The sequence below is a fragment of the Micromonospora aurantiaca ATCC 27029 genome, from assembly GCF_000145235.1.
GTDB classification, from domain to species: domain Bacteria; phylum Actinomycetota; class Actinomycetes; order Mycobacteriales; family Micromonosporaceae; genus Micromonospora; species Micromonospora aurantiaca.
Genome location: NC_014391.1, coordinates 619,607 through 640,282, shown reverse-complemented (window position 1 = coordinate 640,282; position 20,676 = coordinate 619,607). Strand labels below are relative to the sequence as shown.

The window sequence follows — 20,676 nt, the reverse complement described above, 5'->3', positions numbered from 1 at the left end:
GAGCGCTCTCTCGGCTGTTCCTACCTCATCACCGTCGATACCGCCAGAGCCCGCCGGTTCCGGAACCGGCGGGCTCTGCTGCGGGCTGCGCTCAGGCGCGCTCGGCGCGCTGCTTCACCAGGTCGTCGACGAGCTTCTCGACGTAGTCGGCGGTCTCCTCCCAGCGGGTGACCGCGACGCAGCGGATGCCCATCGCCTTGACCGGGTAGTCGTTGCCACCCACGTCCAGGCGGTCACCCACGAAGAGCACGTTGTCGATCTTCAGGTCCAGGTGTTCCAGCAGCTTCCGCATGCCGTACGCCTTGTCGACGCCCTTGCGGGTGACGTCGATCGAGGTCGAGCCGCCGCCACGCACCTCCAGGTCGGGCAGCTTCGCCGCGACCGCGTCCCGCAGCCGCCGCTTCTTGTCGCCGTCCGGATCCCAGCCGTACTTCTCGGCCGGCGGGGCGGACTGCCCCAGCGCGGAGAACGTGATCTGGCTGCCCCGGTCCTCGATGATGTCGCCCCAGGTCTTCGCCTCCCACAGGCCCAGCGCCTGCGCCGACTCGGTCAGCGCGGCGACGACACGGGCCTTGTCGGCCTCGGTCAGGTCCTCCGCGTAGACCTGCCGCCAGTCCCCGTCGGACCAGCGGTAGTAGCGGGTGCCGCAGGTCGGCATCAGGTGCAGCCGGTCGCGCTGCTCCTCGGTGAGGTCGAGGTGGGCGAGCACCTGCGACTGGAACTGCTCGAACCGGCCACCGGAGATGACCAGCACGTCCACCTCGGTGAGCAGGTGGCCGAGCAACTCCGCCATCCGACGATCGATCTGGGACTTGGAAATCGCCAGGGTGTCGTCGAGATCGAACGCCACCACTCGAAGATCGTTCACGAATACCTCATGTCGTCGCGGACAGGCCAGGACCTGCCAGGGTACCGACGGGTCCTGGCACCGGCCTGAGGGCCCGGCGGGTGACACGTCCCCTCGACGGAGCGTAACCCGGCAGGTCTCCGGGCAGCCCCGCTTCCCGCTCCCGGCGTCAGCGCTCCCCCCGTCGACGGGATCGTCGGCGTCGATAGCGTTCGGCCGACAAACACCTTCATCGATGGAGGAGTGCCGGTCGCCGCCGCGCCCGCCGACGACATGTCCACGCCGGCGGGTTCGTCCACCTTCCCGCTGGCCGACCCGGACACCTGCTGGCGAAGGACGGCTCCTACATCACGTACGGCACCAGAGTCGGCGCCGGGACCGGCGCGCGCTGCGGCGCGACCGGCAGGCTGTACGTACTGGTCCTCACCCAGGGCTCCGGCAACAGCGTCGGCATGGTCGACTGTGCCTCGCACGACGCCCTGCCGTCCGGCCCGGGCGCCTGGGCCGTGGCGTGGCACTGGTGGAACGGCTCCACCCGCTTCTCGATGACCGGCGTCCTGACCCGCCCCTCCACCAGCTTCCTCGTCTCGTAGCCGGCGCGCCGCGGGTCGGGCCCGCGGCCTGGCGCGCCTGACGACACCGCTGCTCACCATGCGCTTTTGCGTGGTCACGCTGGGTTGAACTGCTTCACGGAAAATTGCATTTGGCAAGAGATGGCACCGAAATTTTCTCGATGCGATGCATCTGCTTGTCAGGTACCCGACAGTGAATTGCCCACTCTTGTGCTAGCTGTCCGCCGGGAGGATGCTCGAACGGTCGAACGGCACTGCGTCGCCTCACACAGAGGGCGGCGCCCGGCTGCCACCGGACGCCGCATTCGACTCCACCGCTGCAACGGAAGGAGTCACGTTGACTGTAATCCCTCACGGGTCAGACTTCGAGACACCAGAGGACGAGGACGAAACCGTTGCCGAGCCGACCGACCGGCACCGGCTCATCCTGGCGTACATCAAGACGCTCAGTCCGATCATCGCCGCCGTCGTCGCCTGCATCGGGACGCTGGTGGCAGCGCTGGTCCGCTGACCCGCCGGCCCCGCGCTCCGGCTCCGGCCGGACGCGGGGCCGTCCCGCGCTGAATGGTCTGGCACACTGCGGCGATGCCGACGTTTGATCGACTCTTCGCCGAACATGTCGGCACCGGCCTGGCCCGCCAGATGGCGCTGGCCGACCTGCTCGGCGAGCGCGACTGGCAGCTCGACGTGCCCGACGGCATCGCGACGTTCGGGACCGACCTGCGGTACCGCGTCCAGCTCCTCGGCACCGAGAGCCACGACGACGGCACCTGGCTGTGGGCTTGGGCCAACGAGGCCAGCAACCTCCCGCCGGCGCTACTGCATCTGGCCGGCTGGCTTCGCGAGTACGGGCACCGCCAAGGGGTCGCCGAACTCACCGAACCCACGTTCCCGCTCCAGCGCGCCGACGGACACCGCCTCGCCCTGCTGGCGTCCGGCCTGACCGGCCGCTGCTACTACCGCGGGCCGTACGACGGCGGCGCCGTCTTCTTCCACCTCGACGACGCCCCACCGCAGATCACCGCGCCGGTCCGGCCCGAGCGGGCGCTGACCGTCCTGACGCAGGTCCTTCAGTCCTTCCCGGTGGAGCACCGCGTCGCCGTCGAGTCGTTCCTGCACCAGCAGGGGTGGCGGCTGGATCGGGCGCCGATGTCGGTGACGGCGCAGGATCGGGGCGGGTCGGTCCTGCGTGTCGAGTTCGACGCGATGGGTCGGGTCAGCAACCTGTCGGGAACGGTCAGCCCGTAGGCGGGTGCCCCCGGCAGGATTCGAACCTGCAACACACGGTTTAGGAACGATTTAGCGGCTACCGGGCCACCTGCCGCCCCACCAGAGGATTCGCGTGAAGGCTCTGCCGTGGTGTGCTTGATCGTTCCGCGTATGTTCCGGACGACTTCCTACCTCGCCCGCCGCTGTCGCTCGCCCTTGAAGTCGGCAACCGACGCGGTTACCGTCCCGCGGGTGCTAGATGATCCACTTGATGCAGGCAGGCCGCGCGACGGGCTAGCCCTGGGCCTGCGTGCGGTGCTCATCTGGACCGTCCTCGGGCTGCCAGCGATTGGGGTCAGCTACCTCGTCTGGGATGTGACTGGCGGCTACTGGCTCGGGTATCTGGCGGGCTCCGCCATGCCGGTGGCGGTGACCCTATGGCTCGCCCCTCGGGTTTCCTACCGACGTCGGGATGCACTGATCGCTGTGATCGCGTGGCCGTATATGGCGGGCGTGATCGCATCTCGAATGGCGCTGCTGCCATACCGGGACTGGGCGCCCCGCACAGACGAGGTGCGGCGCTCGCGTTGGCACCACAACCCGCGATACGCCGGCTACTGGTGGATCTCCCAAAACCCGTCACCGTGGCCACCGAAGAAGTGAGACACCCGCGCGCGGTGCGCCGTCAAGTGCGTGTCCACCCTGCGGACAAAGAGCAGCCGCCGGACTCAGACGTTGAAGCGGAACTTAGACGGGCGGACGCGAGCCGAAGCCCTCCGCCGGAGGCGCCCTAACCGCAACCCGCGACCGCCGCCAGCTCGCCGATGTGGCCGGCGTCCGCTCCCCTACGCCGCGCGGGCTCGTGGCCGCGCGGCCCGGCCGGCTGCCGGCCCAACCCCTCACCCGTCAACCGGTCTGTCGTTCTGCGGCGGCCCTCCGGGCTCCCCGCTCTCCGCGCGTCCCACCAGATGCTTGACATGATCGCCGTGGGCAGCGTTGGCGGCGGGTGAGCTAAGCAGCCAGCGGCTTCCAGCGCTTGATGACAACCGGGTCAGCATGCGGGGCAGGCCATACCTGCAGTCGAAGCCGCTCCATGGTCGCCGGATCGTCGTCGGAATCAATGCCGAGAAGTTCTGCCTGGGCCAAGTTGCTTCTCGCGGCTCGTACGCGAACCGGTCCCGCCGCTACGCGGAACCGTGCGGCCTCCGGCTCGTAGTCGGTGCAGCCCATGACGACGAGTCGGCCCGAGGAAACTTGCAGGCTTGCCTCCACGACGTGGTCGAACTCCGCGCTGTCGTCCTCCGGCGCTGCCTTCAACACCTCCACGGTCACGGCCACGTTGACGTTGACGGTGGTGCCGACCGCCATGGCGTCCGTGTCGACGGCAAGGTTGTCGAGCACCGCCTCTTCGGTCCAGGCGTCGCCAAGATCGGTTACGGACCCGTCATCGAGCAGGTGAACCTGGTAGTAGTCCGCGAAGAGTTCCAGCTCCGTCGAGATCAAGGCACCCTCCCAGTCTTCGTGCCTTGCGAAGTCTCGTCGCAGACCAAGGTCGACTGTCAAGCATCTGGTGGGACGGATTCGTCAAGCATGTGGTGGGACTAGACAAAGACCGCCAAGGGCTAGCCGAGCGGCATCCGAGCGACGACTTGCCATTCATACATGCGCCGGTCTCGATCTCGATCAGATCGACGGGGCTGATCGACACGGTGGCGGGGTCAGGAGCTACGGACTGCACCGCCTGAACGTAAGGCTCGGATGGGCCGTCGGCGGTCAGGTAGGCAACGCTGACGTGAGGTCGGTATCGGCTGGGGTCCTCGGAGACCTGGTCCTCACCGACGACGCGCCGGATGGCGGTCCGGGTAGCGGCTCGTAGCCGTTGGACGGGCAGGGCGGGCATGACGATGACCTCGTCAGCCACAACGATCGCGCCGAACTCGACAGCGACCGCGGGCAGTTGCGCGAGTTGCTTGCCCTCCTCCTCGATGACTGCGCCCAGTGTCGCGTCGCTTGTTTCGTCGGTGAAGCCGATGCCCTGCACGGTGAGGTGTAGCCACTGGTCCGGGATCAGCGTTGCGGTAGGAGCTGCGGCCACTGCGGACCGGTACGAGTCCGCTAGGCGGTACAGCTCGGGTTGGTCCTCGAAGGTCACATGGAAGGGCGTAAAAGCGGCGCCGCTTCAACCTCGCGGTACGGTCGGCTGGGCTGGTCGACGTGACGCCTCACGACCTACGGGCCACGCACGGGAGCTGGGTCGCGGACTCGCATGGCGTCCTGGTGGCCGCTCGTCGGCTCGGGCACGCCAACGCCAGCGTGACGACCCGCCACTACGCCCGTGCCGTTGACGGCCGCGACGCGGAAGTCGCTCAGCACCTGCACGCGAGCAGGGCGAAGATGGCGAGGCGATCGGGCACGCACGCCCCGAAAGACGGAACAGTGATCGGTGATCAAGGGCCTGACCTGGTGCCCCCGGCAGGATTCGAACCTGCGACACACGGTTTAGGAAACCGATGCTCTATCCCCTGAGCTACGAGGGCGCGAGCGCCTAGTCTAGCGACCTGGGGTTCACCTGGGCTGGCAGGGAGTGGCCCGCGTTCACCCATGATCCCCGGACCGCTGTTGTCGCAGCCCAGGAGCACACCCGGAATCTCCATGTGACGCCGGTTGATCTTGACGGGCAGGGCGGGGCGGCCGGCAGGACCGGGGTCGCGTCGGCGAGGAGCGTGCTGGTTCAGGCCGCGGCGCGGATTGCCGGTGCCGGTCGGGTGAAGGTCTTGCGGTCGCGGATGAGTGCCCAGAGGACGTCGACGCGTCGTCGGGACGCCCCGAGGGTGTCGCTCTACTGGAACTGGCCCTATGTGCTGGTCCAGGCCGGCCCCGAACAGGCCCTCGCCTGGCGCACCGGCGGTCACATTCGCCACCCGCACGGCGCGCTACCCGACCTGGTCTTCTCCGCCGACCGGTCATGGCTGGTCTCCGCGCGCTGGGACGACACCTGGACCTGCGTCGGCGGCCCCGCACCACTGATCCACACCCTGGAGCGCGACCCCGTGGCCAACGCCCGCCAGGTCCAACTCGGCGAGGACGCGCTGCCACCGGGGCTGGTCCGCGAGTGACGACCCGCGTCCCGGGTCGGCGGTCAGCCTCCGATCGTGGCTATCGCCCCCACTTCTCTCGGCAGGACGGCAGTCGCTGGTCGGTTTGCCGTAGATCCGCTTCCCGTCGGGGCCCGTGTAGCAGTGCTCGAGTTGGTCTTCGGCCTGGAACAGCGGGCGCCTGTCGATCTCTGTCCCGTGGCCGTCGTAGCTGACCAGTTCGGGGGCGTTGCCGGGGTCGCTGTCGGGATGCGGAGGATCGGCACGGGATGCCTCATGTGTTCGGGGCGTTGAGGACGCAGTCCACGGCCGTGTAGAGGGTTTCGGTTTCGGACTTCAGGATCGAGTCCTCGGCGGGCAGGGCTCGTTCGATGGAGAGCCCTTGGAGCACGGTGAGCAGGAATCTCACTCGGCGTGCGTGGTCCTCCCTGGGGAGCGCGCCTTCATCAGCGAGAACCGTCAGCCAGTACTCGACACGGCGCCACCCTTCCCGCTCCAGGGCGAGATAGGCCGCGCGCACCTCCTCGGTCGGTTCGGGTGCGATGAACATCTGGTACGCCCTGCTCCACGCCTCACGTGCCTGCTCCCCGACACCGGTGGGGGAGAGCACCTGCCGGAGACAGTTGACCAGTCGATCCCGGGCGGACAGTGATCGGTCGTGGATCGGGTCATCAGGGAAGACGTGGTCATAGATCCTGGCGAGCACCGCGTCCTGCAGCGCCCGCTGGGTCGGAAAGTGGAACCTGAGCGAGCCTGTGCTCACCCCGGCCCGTGCCGCGACCGCACGCACGCTCAACCGCGCAGCCAGGTCCTCGGCGAGCATCGCCGCCGCAGCCGCGAGGATCCGTTCCCGTGAGCTGGTGCTCCCGTCGTCCCGTGTCACCTGCCACCTCCTGGCACATCGTACTAGCACGCCGTGCTAGCGTTGCCACTAGTACGGCGTGTTAGTGGGACCCGGGCGATCGACGGTGAGTGAGGAAACGTGATCGAGGACTGGCGGCAACAGCGGGCGGCCAAGCGCATCAAGAGCGGAGAAGGCCGGGCGTTGAAACGCCTCCGCTGGTGGCAGCTACCCTTCCGCACACTGTTCTACCTCGCGCTGCCCAACGGGAACGGCCGGCAGACGGTGTACGCCGTCGACATCCCACGCCGGACCAACCCGGAGGGCGGCAAGGCGAGAGCGCACCTGTATCTCGACGGCAGACACCACGCCGAGTCCAAGCTCCCGGCGGCCTTCCCCGTGGAGGGCGGCACCATCGAGGTGGCGAACAGCGCATTCGGGCTCAAACGCTGCCACTACGTCATCACTGCGGGCGCCGAGTACCCCCTCTTTCCCGATCCGAGGTCCGCCGAAGGACGCCGTGCCCGCGTCGAACGCGAGCACCCGACGCTGAGCCGCTCGATCAGCCTCCTCTCGGTGCTGATGCTCGTCATCGGCGTGGGCCTGAACCTGCTGCAACTCGCCGGACCGGTTTCGCAGATCCCCCCGATCGCGGAGAACGTCGGAACGTTCGAATCGCCCGTCCGCCTACCGATCTGGCTCAACTTCGCCCTCGCCGTCGGGGCCGCACTGGGGAGCGCCGAGCGGGCACTCCGCCTGCGTTACAGCGTGCTCGATCACGCAGGGAAGTAACCCCATCCACAGGAGGACAGCATGACCGCGGCAACCAAGCCGAACTCACTACTCACTCCGGGCGAGCCCCGCAACGGGCCGTCAGCTCCCGCCGGGGTCGAATACCACCGGGTACTCGCTGGCGACGAACGCCGGATCGGCCGCGGCATTCTTGCGATCATCCTCCTGCTGGCCGGGTTCGTCATCTTCCCGACGGTCCTCGGCAGGGCGGCTGCGGCCATCGACGTGCAGCAGGGCAACACCCCGCCGATCCTGGGCGGCACCGACTACACGCCGCTTTACCACGCCAGCACGATGCTCTCCCTCGGCCTGCTCATTCCGTGGAGCATGCTCATCCAGCGGTGGCTCTACGGCGCACCCGGTGCGTCCCTGCACTCCGTGACGTCACGGTTCCGCTTCGACCTGCTCGGCAGATCGCTGCTCGTCTTCGGTCCCGCCTGGCTGGTGGTCGTCGCCCTCGGATCTCTCGCGCCCGTCGACGAGGCCCCCTGGTCGCAGACCGACCTCGTCGCCATCTTCATCGCCACGATGCTCCTCACCCCGCTCCAGTCGGCGGGCGAGGAATACGGCGTACGTGGGTTGATCTTCCGCGTGATCGGAAGCTGGACCCGCAGCCGACGGGCGGGACTGGTCGCCGGGGTGCTGGTTTCGAGCGTGCTGTTCACGGCCGCACACGGAGCGACGGATCCGTACATCATCGTCTGGTACTTCGTGCTCTGGACCGGACTGGCCATCATCACCTGGCGCACCGGCGGGCTGGAGATCGCGGTTATGCTGCACGCCGTCCTCAACACGTTCTCCTTCATCCTGGCCACGTCCCTGCGGGTGGACCTCGGTAGTGCACTGCAGGACCGCTCAGCCGGAGTCGGCACGCCGTACCAGCTCGTCCCCGCCTTTGCGGTCGTCGTCATCACCGCAATCATCTGGTGGCGCACCCGAAAGACAGGCCCAGCACTTACCACGGGCCGTCATCAAACATCACGTCACACCCGATCGTGACCTCGGCGAGGCAACGGCCGTGTTGCGCTCCCCGACGCCGCTGCGGCTCGGCGGGCAGCTCGAACCCTCGGTGGCCGGTGCCAAGTCCACTGTGGCCAAGGGCCGCGGCCGAGCCGACCGGCAACTCCTCGCCCGACTCGTCGTCAACCACCACCCCGCCGCACCCCGCGACGAGTACGACCTGCTCCGCGTCATCCTCCACAACGCCACCCGCACCGGCCTCGCCGCGCAGAACCGGACCGACCACCCCGACTTCGCTCAATACCTCGTCGGCGGAGTTCCCTGGGTCGGTCATCACCACCCGGCACGCGCAGCCGAACTCGCCACGCTGCTGGCCGACGCTGTCGCAGCACCGGAGACTGATGCGGGGCGGCAACTTCGCCGGATCTGATAAGGACGCGTCGAACCGACCGAAGCACGGCCTGAGCAGGACTTACGCCCGCTCTGCTGATCTTCGGCAAGCGAGCACAGTAAGCGCGCGTGCGACCCACTAACACGAAAACAAAATAGGAACCCGCAGGTAGTCAGCCTCCGGGTACAGATAGAGCGTCGTCTTAGGAGTCTCCATACGACTCCGGTTGATCTTGGCGGGGAGGGTGGAGTCTCTCGATGATCGGCGCCAGCGGGTGCTGGTCGAGTTGCTCGGCGATGAGGTCGTCGACAGCGGCGATGCGCTGTTCCAGGGCGAGGATCTCGGTAGCCATCTGCCCGACGACCACGGCGGCGGCGGCGCGTTGCCCGGGCAGGTTTACGGTCTGCTGCCGCGCGGCTGCCACCATCGCCTCGGCGACGTGGACGGCGTTCTTGACGTGGCCGCGTCGGAGCAAGGCGGCGATCCGGTCGACGCCGGCGTGCCGGATCGCCACCGGCGCCTGTCAGCACGCCAGGACCATCATCGGTCCCATCCGGTTGAGTTCCACAGCCCGATCCAACGCCGGACCGATGCCGGTGAGTAGTTCCTGCAGCCGGAACAGGGTCGCGACGCGCTGCCCGACGAGGTCCGCCTCGAAGCTCAGCCACGATCCCGGTGAACACACGTCAGCCATCCCCGCTCCCGGCCCCGCGGGCATGGCAAGCCCGAGCCCGCCGCCGTCGCCGGCCGGCACCCCGGACAGGATGTGCGAGAAACTGGATCAAGGGCCTGGCGGCTGCGACGTCGTGATGATCAACACGTCCGGCCGACTCTTCTCTTACGTAAGGGTAGGTTCGGTACCGGTGAACCCGGGTGTGGCCGGGTGACTCCTGTGGCGGTCCTGACGAGTCCGGGCGATGAGGCCCGCAGACCGTCCAGACCGACTGTTGCTGATCTGTGAGTAGCTGCGTCCCGTGGTTCGGGGCGGGAGCTGTGCGCGTCCGTCAGGCGCCCGAGTGGAAATGGCTTTATGTCTTCTGTGCTGTCCGCGGGCTCCCGGCCGCGTCTGTCCCGTCCGTCCTGGCTGTCGCCGAAGGTGTTCCGCACCGAGGTCCTCGCCGGTCTGGTCGTCGCCCTGGCGTTGATCCCAGAGGCGATCTCCTTCTCGATCCTGGCGGGGGTCGACCCGCGGGTGGGGCTGTTCGCCTCGTTCACGATGGCCGTCACGATCGCGATCTGCGGCGGCCGGCCGGCGATGATCTCCGCCGCGACCGGCGCGATCGCGCTGGTGGTGGCGCCGCTGGCCAAGGAGCACGGACTGGACTATCTGATCGCGGCGGTGATTCTCGGCGGCGCGATCCAGGTCCTGCTCGCGGTGCTCGGGGTGGCGAAGCTGATGCGGTTCATCCCACGCAGCGTCATGGTCGGCTTCGTCAACGCCCTGGCGATTCTGATCTTCGCCGCGCAGGTTCCGCACCTGCTCGGGGTGCCGTGGCTGGTCTACCCGCTGGTCGCCGTCGCCCTCGCGATCATGGTTGGACTGCCCCGCCTCACCCGCGCGGTTCCGGCGCCACTGGTCGCGATCGTGGTGCTGACCCTGGTCACCGTCGTCGCCAGCGTGGCGGTGCCGACCGTCGGTGACGAAGGTGCCCTGCCGGACAGCCTGCCCACCCTCGGCCTGCCGCAGATCCCCTGGACCATGGACACCCTCACCCTGATCGCCCCCTACGCCCTGGGGATCGCGTTGGTCGGGCTGATGGAGTCGCTGATGACCGCCAAGCTCGTCGATGACATCACCGACACCCCGTCCAGCAAGACTCGCGAGTCCTGGGGCCAGGGGGTCGCCAACATCGTCACCGGGTTCTTCGGCGGCATGGGCGGCTGCGCGATGATCGGCCAGACGATGATCAACGTGAAGGCGTCCGGTGCCCGCACCCGGCTGTCGACGTTCCTGGCCGGCGTCTTCCTGCTGATCCTGGTCGTCGCGCTCGGCGACGTGGTCGCGGTCATTCCGATGGCCGCCCTGGTCGCCGTGATGATCATCGTGGCGGTGTCGACGTTCGACTGGCACTCCGTCGCCCCGGCCACCCTCAAGCGGATGCCGTACGGGGAGACGATCGTCATGCTCGCCACCGTGGTCACCACCCTGGCCACCCACAACCTGGCCATCGGTGTGGTGGTCGGCGTGCTCACCGCCATGGTGATCTTCGCGCGCCGGGTCGCCCACCTGGTCGAGGTCACCAGCGTCCTCGACCCCGAAGGCGGCACCCGCATCTACTCGGTGCACGGTGAGCTGTTCTTCGCCTCCAGCAACGACCTCGTCGGCCAGTTCGACTACACGAACGACCCCGACGCCGTGGTCATCGACATGACCCACGCCCACGTCTGGGACGCCTCCTCCGTCGCCGCCCTCGACGCCATCACCACCAAGTACGCCGCACGCGGCAAGACCGTCGAGATCATCGAGCTGAACCAGCCCAGCGCCCGCATCCACGACACCCTCGCCGGCCGACTCGGTGTCGGCCACTGATGGCCCCCACCAGCCGCGACACCGGGCCGGAGCAGCGCGCCTCCGGCCCGGCCACCGGTCGCCTCATGCAGATCGGCGAAGCCGCCGAACGGGTCGGGCTCAGCATCCGCACCATCCGCCACTACGAGGAAGCCGGCCTGATCGTCCCCTCCGCCCGCAGTGACGGCGGCTTCCGCCTCTACACAGAACCCGACCTCGACCGCCTCGCCGTCGTCAAACGCATGAAACCGCTCGGGTTCACACTCGACGAGATGCGCGACCTCCTCGCCGTCCTCGACGCCCTCGACACCGCCACCGGCGTCGACCGCGCCGCTCTGCTCGACCGGCTCGACATGTTCCACACCGCCGCTACGACGCGGGTCATCGCACTGCGCGACCAACTCGCCATGGCCGAAGGCTTCGCTCGCGCGCTCCGCGACGAACTCGACCACCACGGCGGCCCAACCGCCTGAGGCGCCGCCGCTGTCGATTGCCCATCAACCGGGACGGTGTGTCTTGGGCTGACAGTCAAGCGTCGTCCTTGCTGCGGAAGAACGCAGGCAATGCCGGCTCCGGACCGAGATGGCCGGCCTTCTGCCGATCAGATGATTTTCGCGATGGCGTGATGAGCGCATGAAACGCCGAACGGCGGCCCGCTGAACCAGTCGGGCCGCCGTTCAGAGAATGTGGATCAGAGCGGGCGGATGTTCTCCGCCTGCGGGCCCTTCTGGCCCTGGGTGATGTCGAACTCCACCTTCTGATTCTCGTCGAGGCTGCGGAAGCCGCTCGCCGAGATCGCGGAGAAGTGGGCGAAGACGTCGGCGCCGCCGTCGTCCGGGCTGATGAAGCCGAAGCCCTTGTCGGCGTTGAACCACTTCACGGTACCTGTAGTCATGTCTGCTCCTTCGCAGGCTGTTAGAGACCGCACTGTGCGGACCCTTACGCCGCCGCGTTGATCACCCGCGTCGAAACGACACGAAAAACGAAAAGCGCCTGGATGGGTTTCAGATGCCCCATCAGGCGCCGGAAAACGTCTACGGAAATCAAAACTGCAACTTAGCTACCGTAGCACATGATCCGATGGCGGTGAGTGGACCTGGCCACTGGGCTTGCTCCCCTGCGGAGGCGCGCCCGGATCCAGTCCACCGCAACCGGCGCCGACCGCGCCGACCTGCTGACAGGCTTGCCACGTTCCACACACGCCGCCACTGCCCTATCGGGCGAGGCCACCGTCGCGCACCAGAGCGTGATGGGTGGAGCGTCCGCGTACTCTGATCGCTCGGGCAGCCCCGTGTGGGCGGGGGCGAAGGTCGGTGGGCATGAGCGAGCGGGACGCACTGCGAGGTCTGCTGCGGCAGTCGCACCACGCCCGGCCCGAGGACCTGCCGGGGATGGCACGGCGGGCCGCCCGGCAGCTCGGCGCCGACGACATGATCCTTTATGTGGTCGACCACGAGCAGCGTCAGCTGCTTGCGCTGCCCGGTCCGGACGCACCGCGTCGAGTCTCGCTGGCCATCGAGGGAACCCTGGCCGGCCGGGCGTTCAGCATGTTGCGCCCGTTCGGCGGCCCGGTGGACGACGGTGCGCGGTTGTGGTTGCCGCTGCTCAACGGTCTGGAGCGCGTGGGCGTCGCGGAGGTGGTCGCCGCAGCTGCCGTGCCTGACTCCGCGGTGGCCGCGTTCGAGGCGGTGGCCTCCCTGCTCGCCGAGCTGGTGATCACCCGATCGCACCACAGCGACACGATCGAGTCGGTCCGCCGCCGCGAGCCGATGCGCCTGCCCGCCGAGATGCTGCGCGCCCAACTTCCGCCGCTCACCTTCTCCACCGGCGGCGTGATCATCAGTGGGATCCTGGAGCCCTGCTACGACGTGGGTGGCGACGCCTTCGACTATGCGGTCAACGGCGACATCGCCCACCTCGCCCTGTTCGACGCCGTCGGGCACGGCTCCGGTGGCGGGATGCGCGCCGTGATGCTCGCCAGCCTGGCCCTGGCCGCGTACCGCAATGCCCGTCGGGGCGGGTTCGACCTGGTCGAGACCTACCATCACATCGACACTGCGGCGCGTGACCACGACCGGCGCGGACTGATCACGGGGGTGCTGGCCGAACTCGACCAGCGCACCGGCCGGCTGCGGGTCATCTCCGCCGGACACCCGGGCGGGCTGGTGCTTCGTCGCGGCAGGGTCGCCGCCGTCCTGCCCACGCCCACCGCCCTGCCGGTGGCCCTGGGCGACCGGCGTCCTCCGATGGTGGTCGAGGAAGCCCTCGAACCCGGCGACGACGTGCTCTTCTACACCGACGGCATCATCGAGGCCCGCTCGGCCGACGGGGAACGGTTCGGCACCGAGCGGCTGGTCGACTTCACCGTCCGGGCACTGGCCGACGGGCTGCCGCTACCAGAGACCGCGCGGCGTCTCGTTCACGCGATCCTCGCCTACCAGGATGACCGGCTGCAGGACGACGCCACCGTACTCATGGTCCGCTTCCGTGAGCCCACGGCAGGCAGGGCCTGACCGCCCCGCAGTCCCAGCGTCGCAACGGCTGTTCCGCCGCCCGCCGCGACGAGATTCCCCGCCTCGCGCACTCAGACCGCGGTGGGTGGCGGATCTGCCACCCGGCCGAACAGCTGCATGATGCCGGTCAGGTCGAGGATCCGGCGGACCTGCCCGGTGGCGTTGAGCAGGGTGAGATCCACTCCCCGGTCGACCGCGTGGTGGTGCGCTCCGACCAGGATGCTGAGTACGGTCGAATCGATGAAGGTCAACCCTGCCAGGTCGATCTCCACCGTCCCGGCCTGGGCGACCGTCTCGTGCAGCAGGTCATCGAGCCGATCGGCGCCCGACATGTCGATCTCACCGGACAGCGCCAGGACACGACGATCAGCACCGACGTCGACATGCCAGTGCCAGGTCTGCTCCGTGGCCACTGTCACCCTTCCTCGTACACGGTCGATCGGGGGCGCAGCTGCGCTGTCACCGAGGCGGTCGTTCCCTGTCCGGAGTTGTCGATCATCAGCCCTTCGGTGAGCTGCTGTGCCAGCCACAGTCCCCGGTGGCCGACCTCCCCGGGCGACGGCAGGGCGACGGCAATCTCACCCAGCCCGGGCCCGTTGTCGCTGACCTGGCAGGTCAGCAGGTCGTGGTGCTGCCACAGACGCACCTCGCCGCTGCCCCCGCCGTGGCGCACCACGTTGGTGACCAACTCGTGCACCGCCAATACGAAGTCCTCCAGCCCGTCGCCGACCAGACCCGCCGAACGGGCTGCCGCGGCGACCGCGTGACGCAGCGCCGTAACCCGCGCAGCGGTGATCTCTTCCGACAACAACGCCACGTCGCCGGCGCCGCGAGCGGTGCTCCACCCGGCACCCACGTCGTCCGTTCCGCCGCTGCCCATGATCGGACGCTACACGCAGCTGATCCGCCGCGCCCGGGCACGCCGGCCAGGCGTAGGACGGCGACCCCTCGGACCGCCGGTCACGCACAGCATTGCGGTCGCCGGCCGGATGTGAAGAGGTGCGACGAGCGGGGCTGCCCGGTCCGAGGCGGGAACCCAGGCGTTCGCCTGGTGGGCCGGCCGGCTCATCGCCCGCCGACGACCTCGCACGAAGGGTGGGCTGGTCAGTCCTGTCGCCGCGGCCCCCGCTACTGCTTCTCGTTCTGCCGGAGGGCTTCCTCGAGTTGGTCTTCCAAAATGATGATCCGGCAGGCGGCCTCCAGGGCGGTGCCGTCGTCGACCATTTCGCGGGCCCGGGCGGCCAGGCGCAGTTGGTAGCGGGAGTAGCGGCGGTGCCCGCCGCTGGAGCGCTGCGGATTGATCAATTTTGTCTCGTCCAGGCGACGCAGGAAGTCCTGCGTGGTGCCGAGCATCTCCGCGGCCTGCCCGATGGTGTAGGCCGGGTAGTTCTCATCGCCGAACATGTCTTCGGGGTTTTGCCCCATGTCACCTCCACGTCGAGGGCCCCGGCGCACAAGCGCCGGGGCCCAGGGTTACGGGTCAGAACACCATCTACCGACCGGAACGTCGGCTTGTCGTATCCGCACCAGCCGTCATTGACGGCTTCGGGTGCGAGGATCGCATATGCGTGACCGGAGACCACCTCTCGTTCGATGGAAACTGCGGTGTCCGCCCGGCCTGACATGACGGCCAACGGCGGGCGATCCAACGGTGTAAGGCCCTCCCTTTCCTCTGCGTACACGTTTCCCTTGCTGTCGTACGGTCCGCCGGCGCCGGAGCCCACGCGACTTCACAGCCCCGACACGTGCAGCGAACATCAGCCGGAGCCCTGAACGAACCTTGGCCCCACCTGCACCCCGGCGTGTGTCACGCCGGAACTGACGTGCTCTTACTGCCTCTCAAGAGGAACGGTGAAGCATGTTCCTCTCCTATCCGCCCGTCGTGTCCTCACGGCCGGACGGCCCGTCTGCGTCTTGACGGATCTTTCCTCTCGACTTGAAGAAGAGTATGCCGTACCGCAGAAGATGTCTAGCCTTTCCAACCTAGATTTCCTGGTCGACGGTCATCAGGATGACTGGCCCGCCGAGCAAGTAGGGCGCGCGCCATGGCGACAACGACCCGACCGCCGATGCCACCTACCGGCCGATGAAGACCGCCGCGCGGTCGACGACGTACCAGGGCCGGCCGCGTTGGTCGCGTTCACCGCTCACGACGCAGCCCTCCGGAGGCCCTTGCCGGCGGGTCCGCGCTCGTCGCGGACCTGCGCGCGGCAGGCGGCCGACGAACGGCTCCGCGGCTGGTCGCGGAGCCGCGGGCGACCAGTGACCGCTTCGCCGAGCTGTAGGAGTCCGGCGCCGTCGGCCGGCACGAGGCCGCCCGCAAGACAATCGATCATCCGTACGTGAGTCCGCTGACCCTGGACTGCGACGTGCTCACCGTGGCGGGCAGCGACCTGCGCATCATGATCTACACGGCCGAGCCGGGCACCGAGGATGCCGACCGCCTGGCCCTGCTCACTGCCGTCGGCACCCAGGCGCTCGCCGGTGGAGACCAGCTCGGTGTGGATCGCGGTGACACCACACCGGCCGGAGCCGACGTCCGGCGGCCCGGAGAGGTCTCCGGGCCGCCGGACGGTGGGCTACTTGGTGCCGGTCAGGGCGGCCAGGGCGTTGGCGGTCCGGAAGTACGGGTTACGGCCCAGGTCGCCGACGGCGGTGATGGTGGAAGGCATCCGTGAGGAGGAGTGGTTCACGCCTCCTCGTCGCCGCCCTCGTCGTCGCCGAAGGAGTCGAAGACCTCGTCGGCGACCATGCCGCCGGCGAAGCCGAGAGCGGCGCCGCCGACCACGCTCGCGGCGACCGCGCCCATGCCGGGACCACCGTGACGCTCCTGGTGGTGCTCCTCCTTGTAGTGCCCGCCGGGGTGGCCGTACGCGGCGTGCCCGTAGCCCTGGGCGGGCGGGGCGTAGCCGTGGCCGGTGTGCAGGCTCTGGTAGCCGTCGAGGGCCTGGCGGACCCAGGTGTCGACCTGCGCGGCCCAGTCGACGCGGTCGGCGTCGGCGTGCGCGGCGTGGTAGCGGCCGTACGAGTCGTGGCCGCCGGTGAACAGGTCACCGCGCTTGTCGAACTCCAGCACCACGTCGACGCCGTGCTCGTTCGCGACGAAGGTCAGCTCGACCTCGTTGACGCCGTGGGCGTACTGCGGGGCGGCGTAGTACTCGATCTCCTGGTAAAACGGCAGGCTCTGGTGCAGCCCGGAGATGTGCCCGCGTTCCAGGTCGGCGCCCTTGAACCCGAAGCCGAGCCGGCCGAACGCCTCGAGGATGCGCTCCTGCACCGGCAGCGGGTGCACGTACACCGGGTCCAGGTCGCCCTTGTCGATCGCGCCGCGGATCGCCACCTCGGTGCGCAGGCCCATCGTCATATCGTGCAGATTCTGCCCGTACAGGTCGGTCACCGGGGTCTCCCACGGCATCGCCACCTGGAACGGCAGCGACAACTGCTGACCCTCGCGCAGGTGCAGACCACCCGCGACCTGTACGCGGTGGAACTCGACGAGGGCGTCGTACTCCTCCTCCGCGCCGTCGATCTCCACCCGGGTGACCAGCCCGACGGTGATGTGGTCGATCTCCACGTCGTGACTGCCGCCGGTCAGGTTCACCTGCCCGCCCAGCATCAGTCCCGGGCGGGTGCTCGGATTGGACAGGACCGTATCGACGCTGGGGCCGCCCACCCCGAACGCGCCCAGCATCTTCTTGAACACCACGAACCTCTCCCTCGACGACCGCCGTACGCGCGACACGAGGACCGTGAAACTTTCACGTGAAACCCTTGTGCCACAACGAGATCAACGGCGTCCATAATGGAAGCCGTTGAGCGGGGAAGCTACCAACGCCACCTGAGAAGTAGCTGAGTGAATCCAGTCGGTTACCCTCCGGCACCGGGGTGGAGTGCCGCCACGGCTCGCATGGCGACGTCGACGGAGGCCTGAAGGTCCTCGCGGCTCGCGCCGGCGTGGATCCGACACGCGTACCAGAACTGCGAGGAGCTGGCCCGCAACCTGAGGCGGGCACGGCGGTTCGTGAATCCGTTGCGGACAGCAGCGGCGAAGTGAGAGGCCCGGCGCGGAGAACGATCCTCCGCGCCGGGCCCCGGGTCGGTTCCGGTCAGGCGGCGCAGGTGGCGGTGGCGCCCTGGCCGGTGCCGGTGCCCTGGAAGCCGAAGTTGGTCGTCTGGCCGGCGCCGACCTGCCCGTTGTAGCCCACGTTCGTGAACCGGACGGTGCCGCTGGTGCCGCTGGCCTGGGCGTTCCAGGTGCCGGTGATCGCGGCGCCGCCGGGCAGCGCGACGGTCACGGTCCAGCCGTTGATGGCCGCGGAGCCCGCAGTGACGTTCACGCTCGCGGTGAAGCCGCCGTTCCACTGGTTGATCGCGACCGCCGCGGAGCAGCCGTTACCGGCCGGCGGCGGGGTGGTCGGCGGCGCCGTGGTGGGCGGCGCGGTCGTCGGCGGAGCCGTGGTCGGCGGCGCGGTCGTCGGCGGGTTGGTCGTCGGCGGCGCGGTGGTCGGCGGGTTCGGCGCGCCATTCGCGAGGCTGAAGGCCAGGTCCGGCTGGAACGAACCGGCCGTGTAGCGGCAGCCGTCCGCCTCACCCGGCGGCTTCACCCAGAGGTACGCGTCGATGTTGGCGTCGCCGGTGTTCGTCGTCGGGTACTGCCCGATGCGCCGGTCGGTGTTGTCGTCGGCGCACCAGTCCCCGGCGGCTCCCCCGTTGCGGCTGGTGTCGATGACCTGCCGCTTGCCGGAGATGCCCATGCCGTTGAGCGCGGAGATGACGGCCCGGCCGAAGTTCGCCTCACTGGAGGTGGGGTTGAAGTTCGACACGTTGGTGAAGAAGCCGTCGGCGTACTGCACGCCGGCCGCGCGGAGCCGGTTGGCAGTGTCGTTGGCGCTGTTCCAGGTCGAGTGGCCGCCGTCGAGGTACACCTTGGCGTTGGGGTTGGCCGACTTGATGGTCTGGGTGGCCGTGGTGAGCGCCTGGTTGCGGGCGTTCAGCTCGCCGGTGCTCAGGCAGGTCTGGAGCGCGAGCGAGTCGGTCTCCAGGATGATCAGGACGGTCTGGTTGCCGAGTCCGCGGGCGAAGTTGGACACCCAGGTCTGGTACTGGTTGAGGTCCGGCGCCCCGCCGGCGCTGGCGCCGCCGCAGTCCCGGTTGGTGATCTCGTACACCGACAGCACCGGGATCTGCTGCGCCGCGTTGGCGGCGCCGATGAAGCTGGAAACCTCGGACTGGATGGTCGACGGGTTGAAGTTGGCGTACCAGCGCGCCTGCGGCTGGCTGGCGATCTTGTCGCGGATGACGGCGGCGCGCGAGTCGCCGGGGTTGGCGGCGACCCAGCGGACGACCGCCGAGGACGGGTCGCGGTAGAGCGATCCGGACACCGTGCCGGCGGATGCGCCACCGACGGCGAAACCGACGCCGGCCGCGGCGAGGCCCGCGACGGCGGCCACGCTGATGGCCGCTGATCTGCGGCGGGACGAGAGGATAGCCACGTCGTGTTTCCTCCTGATCACATAGACGTATCCAAGTTCATGGGAGCGTTCCCACGACGGTAACGGAGGCGGGCGTCGATGCCAAGATGTGAACGTCGGCCACTGCCCCGTAATCTGGCGACGGTCGACGAAGCCGGCGTGGGAGGAAGACCAGGCATGACGGCACTACCAGGCCAGCATCTGCCCACGGCGGATCCGTCGGTCACCGGGCGGCCCGCGGACGAGGATCTGCGGACGCTGTTCGGCAAGTCCATCGCCGTCTTCGCGGCGCTCGCCGGGCCGACACACGTGGTGGAGGCGGCGAACCCGGCGTTCTTCACCGCCATCGGCGAGGAACGCGCCCGCACCGGGGTCGCGCTCGCCGAGCTGATGCCGGAACTGGACGGCCAGGGCTTCATCGCCCTGCTGGACGAGGTCTACCGCACGGGCGAGTCCTACACCGGCCACGACGCCCGGATCATGCTCGGCACCGGATCGCAGGCGCGGGAAGCGTTCTTCGACTTCACCTACGAGGCACGCCGCGACGCCGACGGCACGGTGACCGGGATCCGCGTGATCGGGGTGGAGACCACGCAGGTCAAGCACGCGCAACGGCTGATGGCCGAACACCGCGCGATGCTGGAGCAGATCGCCCGGCAGGCGCCGCTGGCCGAGGTGCTCGACGGGATGGCCCGCTGCATCGAGAACCTCGCGCCGCAGGAGGTGCTCGTCTCCGTCCTGCTCGCCGACGCCGACGGCCGGCACCTGCGCCACGGCGCCGCGCCCAGCCTGCCCGACTTCTACAACCAGGCCATCGACGGGATCGCCACCGGCGAGGGTGTCGGCTCGTGCGGCACCGCCGCGCACCGGCGCGAGCCGGTCATCGTCACCGACATCGCCACCGACCCGTTCTGGGCCGACTTCCGCGACCTGGCCGAGCGGGCCGGGCTCGCCGCCTGCTGGTCCACGCCGATCCTCGCCCGCGACGGCAGCCTGCTCGGCACCTTCGCCATGTACCACCGCACCCCGCGCGTCCCGCGCGACGCCGACCTGGCGCTCGCCCGGGTCTTCACCGGCACCGCCGCCCTGGCCATCGAACGCCACCACATCGAACAGGCGAAGGCCGAAGCGGACGCCCGCGCCCGGGCCGCCCACGACGAGCTGGCCCGGGTGGTGCGGGCGGAACGGGAACTACGGGCCGAGGCGGAACAGCGTGCCGCCGCGGCGGCGGAACTCACCGCCCGGCTGCGCGCCGCCGCAGCCGCGCAGGCCGCCACTCCGCGCCCCGAACGGTGTCAGCTCGGCGGCGGCGACGGCTGCACGGCACCCGCCGAGATCAAGATCGCTGACTCGTGGGGTGACTCGGCGTGGGGCTGCCCGCTCCACGTCGAGGAGGCAATCATCAACGTGCGTTCGGTCTTCATCGCCAACGAGGAACTGGGCGGCCTGGCCGCCTACCTGAACCGCTGACCACTC

General features: G+C 69.0%; 23 protein-coding genes, 1 tRNA gene and 1 pseudogene. 14 read left to right on the top strand and 11 right to left on the bottom strand.

Annotation, left to right across the window (positions count from 1 at the left end):
- Positions 1-91: 91 nt before the first annotated feature.
- A complete protein-coding gene (locus MICAU_RS03210; RefSeq protein WP_013283848.1) occupies positions 92-868 on the bottom strand; it encodes an HAD-IIB family hydrolase in 777 nt (258 codons plus the stop codon).
- Positions 869-1,299: 431 nt separating this feature from the next.
- Here MICAU_RS03210 and MICAU_RS32920 point away from each other — a divergent pair, with 431 nt between their 5' ends.
- From MICAU_RS32920 to MICAU_RS31680, 4 genes are all read left to right on the top strand, one after another.
- Positions 1,300-1,440 carry a hypothetical protein gene (locus MICAU_RS32920; protein WP_218917877.1) on the top strand — a complete coding sequence of 47 codons (141 nt, stop codon included), beginning with the start codon at positions 1,300-1,302 and terminating at the stop codon, positions 1,438-1,440.
- 316 nt (positions 1,441-1,756) lie between these two features.
- Positions 1,757-1,930, top strand: a complete 174-nt coding sequence (locus MICAU_RS32620; protein WP_013283846.1) for a hypothetical protein — start codon at positions 1,757-1,759, stop codon at positions 1,928-1,930.
- Positions 1,931-2,004: 74 nt separating this feature from the next.
- Positions 2,005-2,667 (top strand): DUF6882 domain-containing protein, encoded by a 663-nt coding sequence (locus tag MICAU_RS03200; protein ID WP_244879716.1) that lies wholly within the window; start codon positions 2,005-2,007, stop codon positions 2,665-2,667.
- Positions 2,668-2,880: 213 nt separating this feature from the next.
- A complete protein-coding gene (locus MICAU_RS31680; protein WP_236619359.1) occupies positions 2,881-3,291 on the top strand; it encodes a hypothetical protein in 411 nt (136 codons plus the stop codon).
- A gap of 348 nt (positions 3,292-3,639) precedes the next feature.
- Here the strand turns inward: MICAU_RS31680 and MICAU_RS03195 are convergent, their stop codons facing one another.
- From MICAU_RS03195 to MICAU_RS03190, 3 genes are all read right to left on the bottom strand, one after another.
- The gene (locus MICAU_RS03195; RefSeq protein WP_013283843.1) at positions 3,640-4,131 is read right to left on the bottom strand and encodes a hypothetical protein; all 492 of its coding nucleotides are present in this window, start codon (positions 4,129-4,131) and stop codon (positions 3,640-3,642) included.
- Positions 4,073-4,780, bottom strand: a complete 708-nt coding sequence (locus MICAU_RS33620) for a 2'-5' RNA ligase family protein (RefSeq protein ID WP_083791301.1) — start codon at positions 4,778-4,780, stop codon at positions 4,073-4,075. Before MICAU_RS33620 ends, MICAU_RS03195 begins: the two co-directional genes overlap by 59 nt.
- A 309-nt stretch (positions 4,781-5,089) precedes the next feature.
- Positions 5,090-5,165: transfer RNA gene (locus tag MICAU_RS03190), tRNA-Arg, on the bottom strand.
- A gap of 294 nt (positions 5,166-5,459) precedes the next feature.
- Here MICAU_RS03190 and MICAU_RS03185 point away from each other — a divergent pair.
- Positions 5,460-5,744: a hypothetical protein gene (locus MICAU_RS03185; RefSeq protein ID WP_013283842.1), complete on the top strand. Its 285-nt coding sequence runs from the start codon at positions 5,460-5,462 to the stop codon at positions 5,742-5,744.
- 253 nt (positions 5,745-5,997) lie between these two features.
- Here the strand turns inward: MICAU_RS03185 and MICAU_RS03180 are convergent, their stop codons facing one another.
- Complete coding sequence (locus MICAU_RS03180; protein WP_013283841.1) at positions 5,998-6,606, bottom strand: TetR/AcrR family transcriptional regulator; 609 nt, start codon at positions 6,604-6,606, stop codon at positions 5,998-6,000.
- Positions 6,607-6,705: 99 nt separating this feature from the next.
- Here MICAU_RS03180 and MICAU_RS03175 point away from each other — a divergent pair, with 99 nt between their 5' ends.
- The 6 genes from MICAU_RS03175 (at position 6,706) to MICAU_RS03145 (ending at position 11,689) form a co-directional block, all read left to right on the top strand.
- On the top strand, positions 6,706-7,356 hold the full coding sequence (locus tag MICAU_RS03175) for a hypothetical protein (protein WP_013283840.1): 651 nt from the start codon (positions 6,706-6,708) through the stop codon (positions 7,354-7,356).
- A 21-nt stretch (positions 7,357-7,377) separates the two neighbouring features.
- Complete coding sequence (locus MICAU_RS03170; protein ID WP_013283839.1) at positions 7,378-8,355, top strand: CPBP family intramembrane glutamic endopeptidase; 978 nt, start codon at positions 7,378-7,380, stop codon at positions 8,353-8,355.
- A gap of 19 nt (positions 8,356-8,374) precedes the next feature.
- A complete protein-coding gene (locus MICAU_RS03165; RefSeq protein WP_013283838.1) occupies positions 8,375-8,746 on the top strand; it encodes a hypothetical protein in 372 nt (123 codons plus the stop codon).
- Between the two features lie 235 nt (positions 8,747-8,981).
- Positions 8,982-9,311, top strand: a complete 330-nt coding sequence (locus tag MICAU_RS32330) for a hypothetical protein (protein WP_157547395.1) — start codon at positions 8,982-8,984, stop codon at positions 9,309-9,311.
- A gap of 426 nt (positions 9,312-9,737) precedes the next feature.
- Positions 9,738-11,237: a SulP family inorganic anion transporter gene (locus MICAU_RS03150; protein WP_013283835.1), complete on the top strand. Its 1,500-nt coding sequence runs from the start codon at positions 9,738-9,740 to the stop codon at positions 11,235-11,237.
- Positions 11,237-11,689, top strand: coding sequence for a MerR family transcriptional regulator (locus MICAU_RS03145; protein ID WP_013283834.1), 453 nt, complete (start codon positions 11,237-11,239; stop codon positions 11,687-11,689). The genes MICAU_RS03150 and MICAU_RS03145 overlap by 1 nt, the downstream gene beginning before the upstream one ends.
- 218 nt (positions 11,690-11,907) lie before the next feature.
- Here the strand turns inward: MICAU_RS03145 and cspE are convergent, their stop codons facing one another.
- Positions 11,908-12,111, bottom strand: a complete 204-nt coding sequence (gene cspE, locus MICAU_RS03140) for a transcription antiterminator/RNA stability regulator CspE (protein WP_013283833.1) — start codon at positions 12,109-12,111, stop codon at positions 11,908-11,910.
- Between the two features lie 424 nt (positions 12,112-12,535).
- Here cspE and MICAU_RS03135 point away from each other — a divergent pair, with 424 nt between their 5' ends.
- Positions 12,536-13,729 carry a PP2C family protein-serine/threonine phosphatase gene (locus MICAU_RS03135; protein WP_013283832.1) on the top strand — a complete coding sequence of 398 codons (1,194 nt, stop codon included), beginning with the start codon at positions 12,536-12,538 and terminating at the stop codon, positions 13,727-13,729.
- Positions 13,730-13,800: 71 nt separating this feature from the next.
- On the opposite strand, the gene MICAU_RS03130 is transcribed toward MICAU_RS03135, so the two are convergent.
- The 3 genes from MICAU_RS03130 to MICAU_RS03120 form a co-directional block, all read right to left on the bottom strand.
- Entirely contained in the window at positions 13,801-14,148 is a 348-nt protein-coding gene (locus tag MICAU_RS03130) for an STAS domain-containing protein (protein WP_235437409.1), read from the bottom strand.
- Positions 14,145-14,609, bottom strand: coding sequence for an ATP-binding protein (locus MICAU_RS03125; RefSeq protein WP_013283830.1), 465 nt, complete (start codon positions 14,607-14,609; stop codon positions 14,145-14,147). The genes MICAU_RS03130 and MICAU_RS03125 overlap by 4 nt, the downstream gene beginning before the upstream one ends.
- A 248-nt stretch (positions 14,610-14,857) precedes the next feature.
- Complete coding sequence (locus MICAU_RS03120; protein ID WP_013283829.1) at positions 14,858-15,154, bottom strand: helix-turn-helix domain-containing protein; 297 nt, start codon at positions 15,152-15,154, stop codon at positions 14,858-14,860.
- A gap of 878 nt (positions 15,155-16,032) precedes the next feature.
- On the opposite strand from MICAU_RS03120, the pseudogene MICAU_RS33350 reads away from it, so the two are divergent.
- Positions 16,033-16,173 (top strand): annotated as a pseudogene (locus MICAU_RS33350) (MmyB family transcriptional regulator); the annotation flags it as partial.
- A gap of 245 nt (positions 16,174-16,418) precedes the next feature.
- On the opposite strand, the gene MICAU_RS03115 reads toward MICAU_RS33350, so the two are convergent.
- Together MICAU_RS03115 and MICAU_RS03110 are read right to left on the bottom strand one after the other, a co-directional pair.
- Positions 16,419-17,435, bottom strand: a complete 1,017-nt coding sequence (locus MICAU_RS03115; RefSeq protein ID WP_013283827.1) for a sporulation protein — start codon at positions 17,433-17,435, stop codon at positions 16,419-16,421.
- Positions 17,436-17,835: 400 nt separating this feature from the next.
- Entirely contained in the window at positions 17,836-19,221 is a 1,386-nt protein-coding gene (locus MICAU_RS03110; protein WP_013283826.1) for a glycoside hydrolase family 6 protein, read from the bottom strand.
- Between the two features lie 156 nt (positions 19,222-19,377).
- On the opposite strand from MICAU_RS03110, the gene MICAU_RS03105 reads away from it, so the two are divergent.
- Positions 19,378-20,670, top strand: a complete 1,293-nt coding sequence (locus MICAU_RS03105; RefSeq protein ID WP_013283825.1) for a GAF domain-containing protein — start codon at positions 19,378-19,380, stop codon at positions 20,668-20,670.
- Positions 20,671-20,676: the final 6 nt, after the last annotated feature.

What these genes read in the sequence shown, in the direction of transcription:
- MICAU_RS32920 (WP_218917877.1), top strand. Translation starts at nt 1,300, where the DNA reads ATGGTCGACTGTGCCTCGCACGACGCCCTGCCGTCCGGCCCGGGCGCC.
- MICAU_RS03200 (WP_244879716.1), top strand. Translation starts at nt 2,005, where the DNA reads ATGCCGACGTTTGATCGACTCTTCGCCGAACATGTCGGCACCGGCCTG.
- MICAU_RS03170 (WP_013283839.1), top strand. Translation starts at nt 7,378, where the DNA reads ATGACCGCGGCAACCAAGCCGAACTCACTACTCACTCCGGGCGAGCCC.
- MICAU_RS03150 (WP_013283835.1), top strand. Translation starts at nt 9,738, where the DNA reads ATGTCTTCTGTGCTGTCCGCGGGCTCCCGGCCGCGTCTGTCCCGTCCG.
- MICAU_RS03145 (WP_013283834.1), top strand. Translation starts at nt 11,237, where the DNA reads ATGGCCCCCACCAGCCGCGACACCGGGCCGGAGCAGCGCGCCTCCGGC.
- cspE (WP_013283833.1), bottom strand. Translation starts at nt 12,111, where the DNA reads ATGACTACAGGTACCGTGAAGTGGTTCAACGCCGACAAGGGCTTCGGC.
- MICAU_RS03135 (WP_013283832.1), top strand. Translation starts at nt 12,536, where the DNA reads ATGAGCGAGCGGGACGCACTGCGAGGTCTGCTGCGGCAGTCGCACCAC.
- MICAU_RS03125 (WP_013283830.1), bottom strand. Translation starts at nt 14,609, where the DNA reads ATGGGCAGCGGCGGAACGGACGACGTGGGTGCCGGGTGGAGCACCGCT.
- MICAU_RS03120 (WP_013283829.1), bottom strand. Translation starts at nt 15,154, where the DNA reads ATGGGGCAAAACCCCGAAGACATGTTCGGCGATGAGAACTACCCGGCC.
- MICAU_RS03105 (WP_013283825.1), top strand. Translation starts at nt 19,378, where the DNA reads ATGACGGCACTACCAGGCCAGCATCTGCCCACGGCGGATCCGTCGGTC.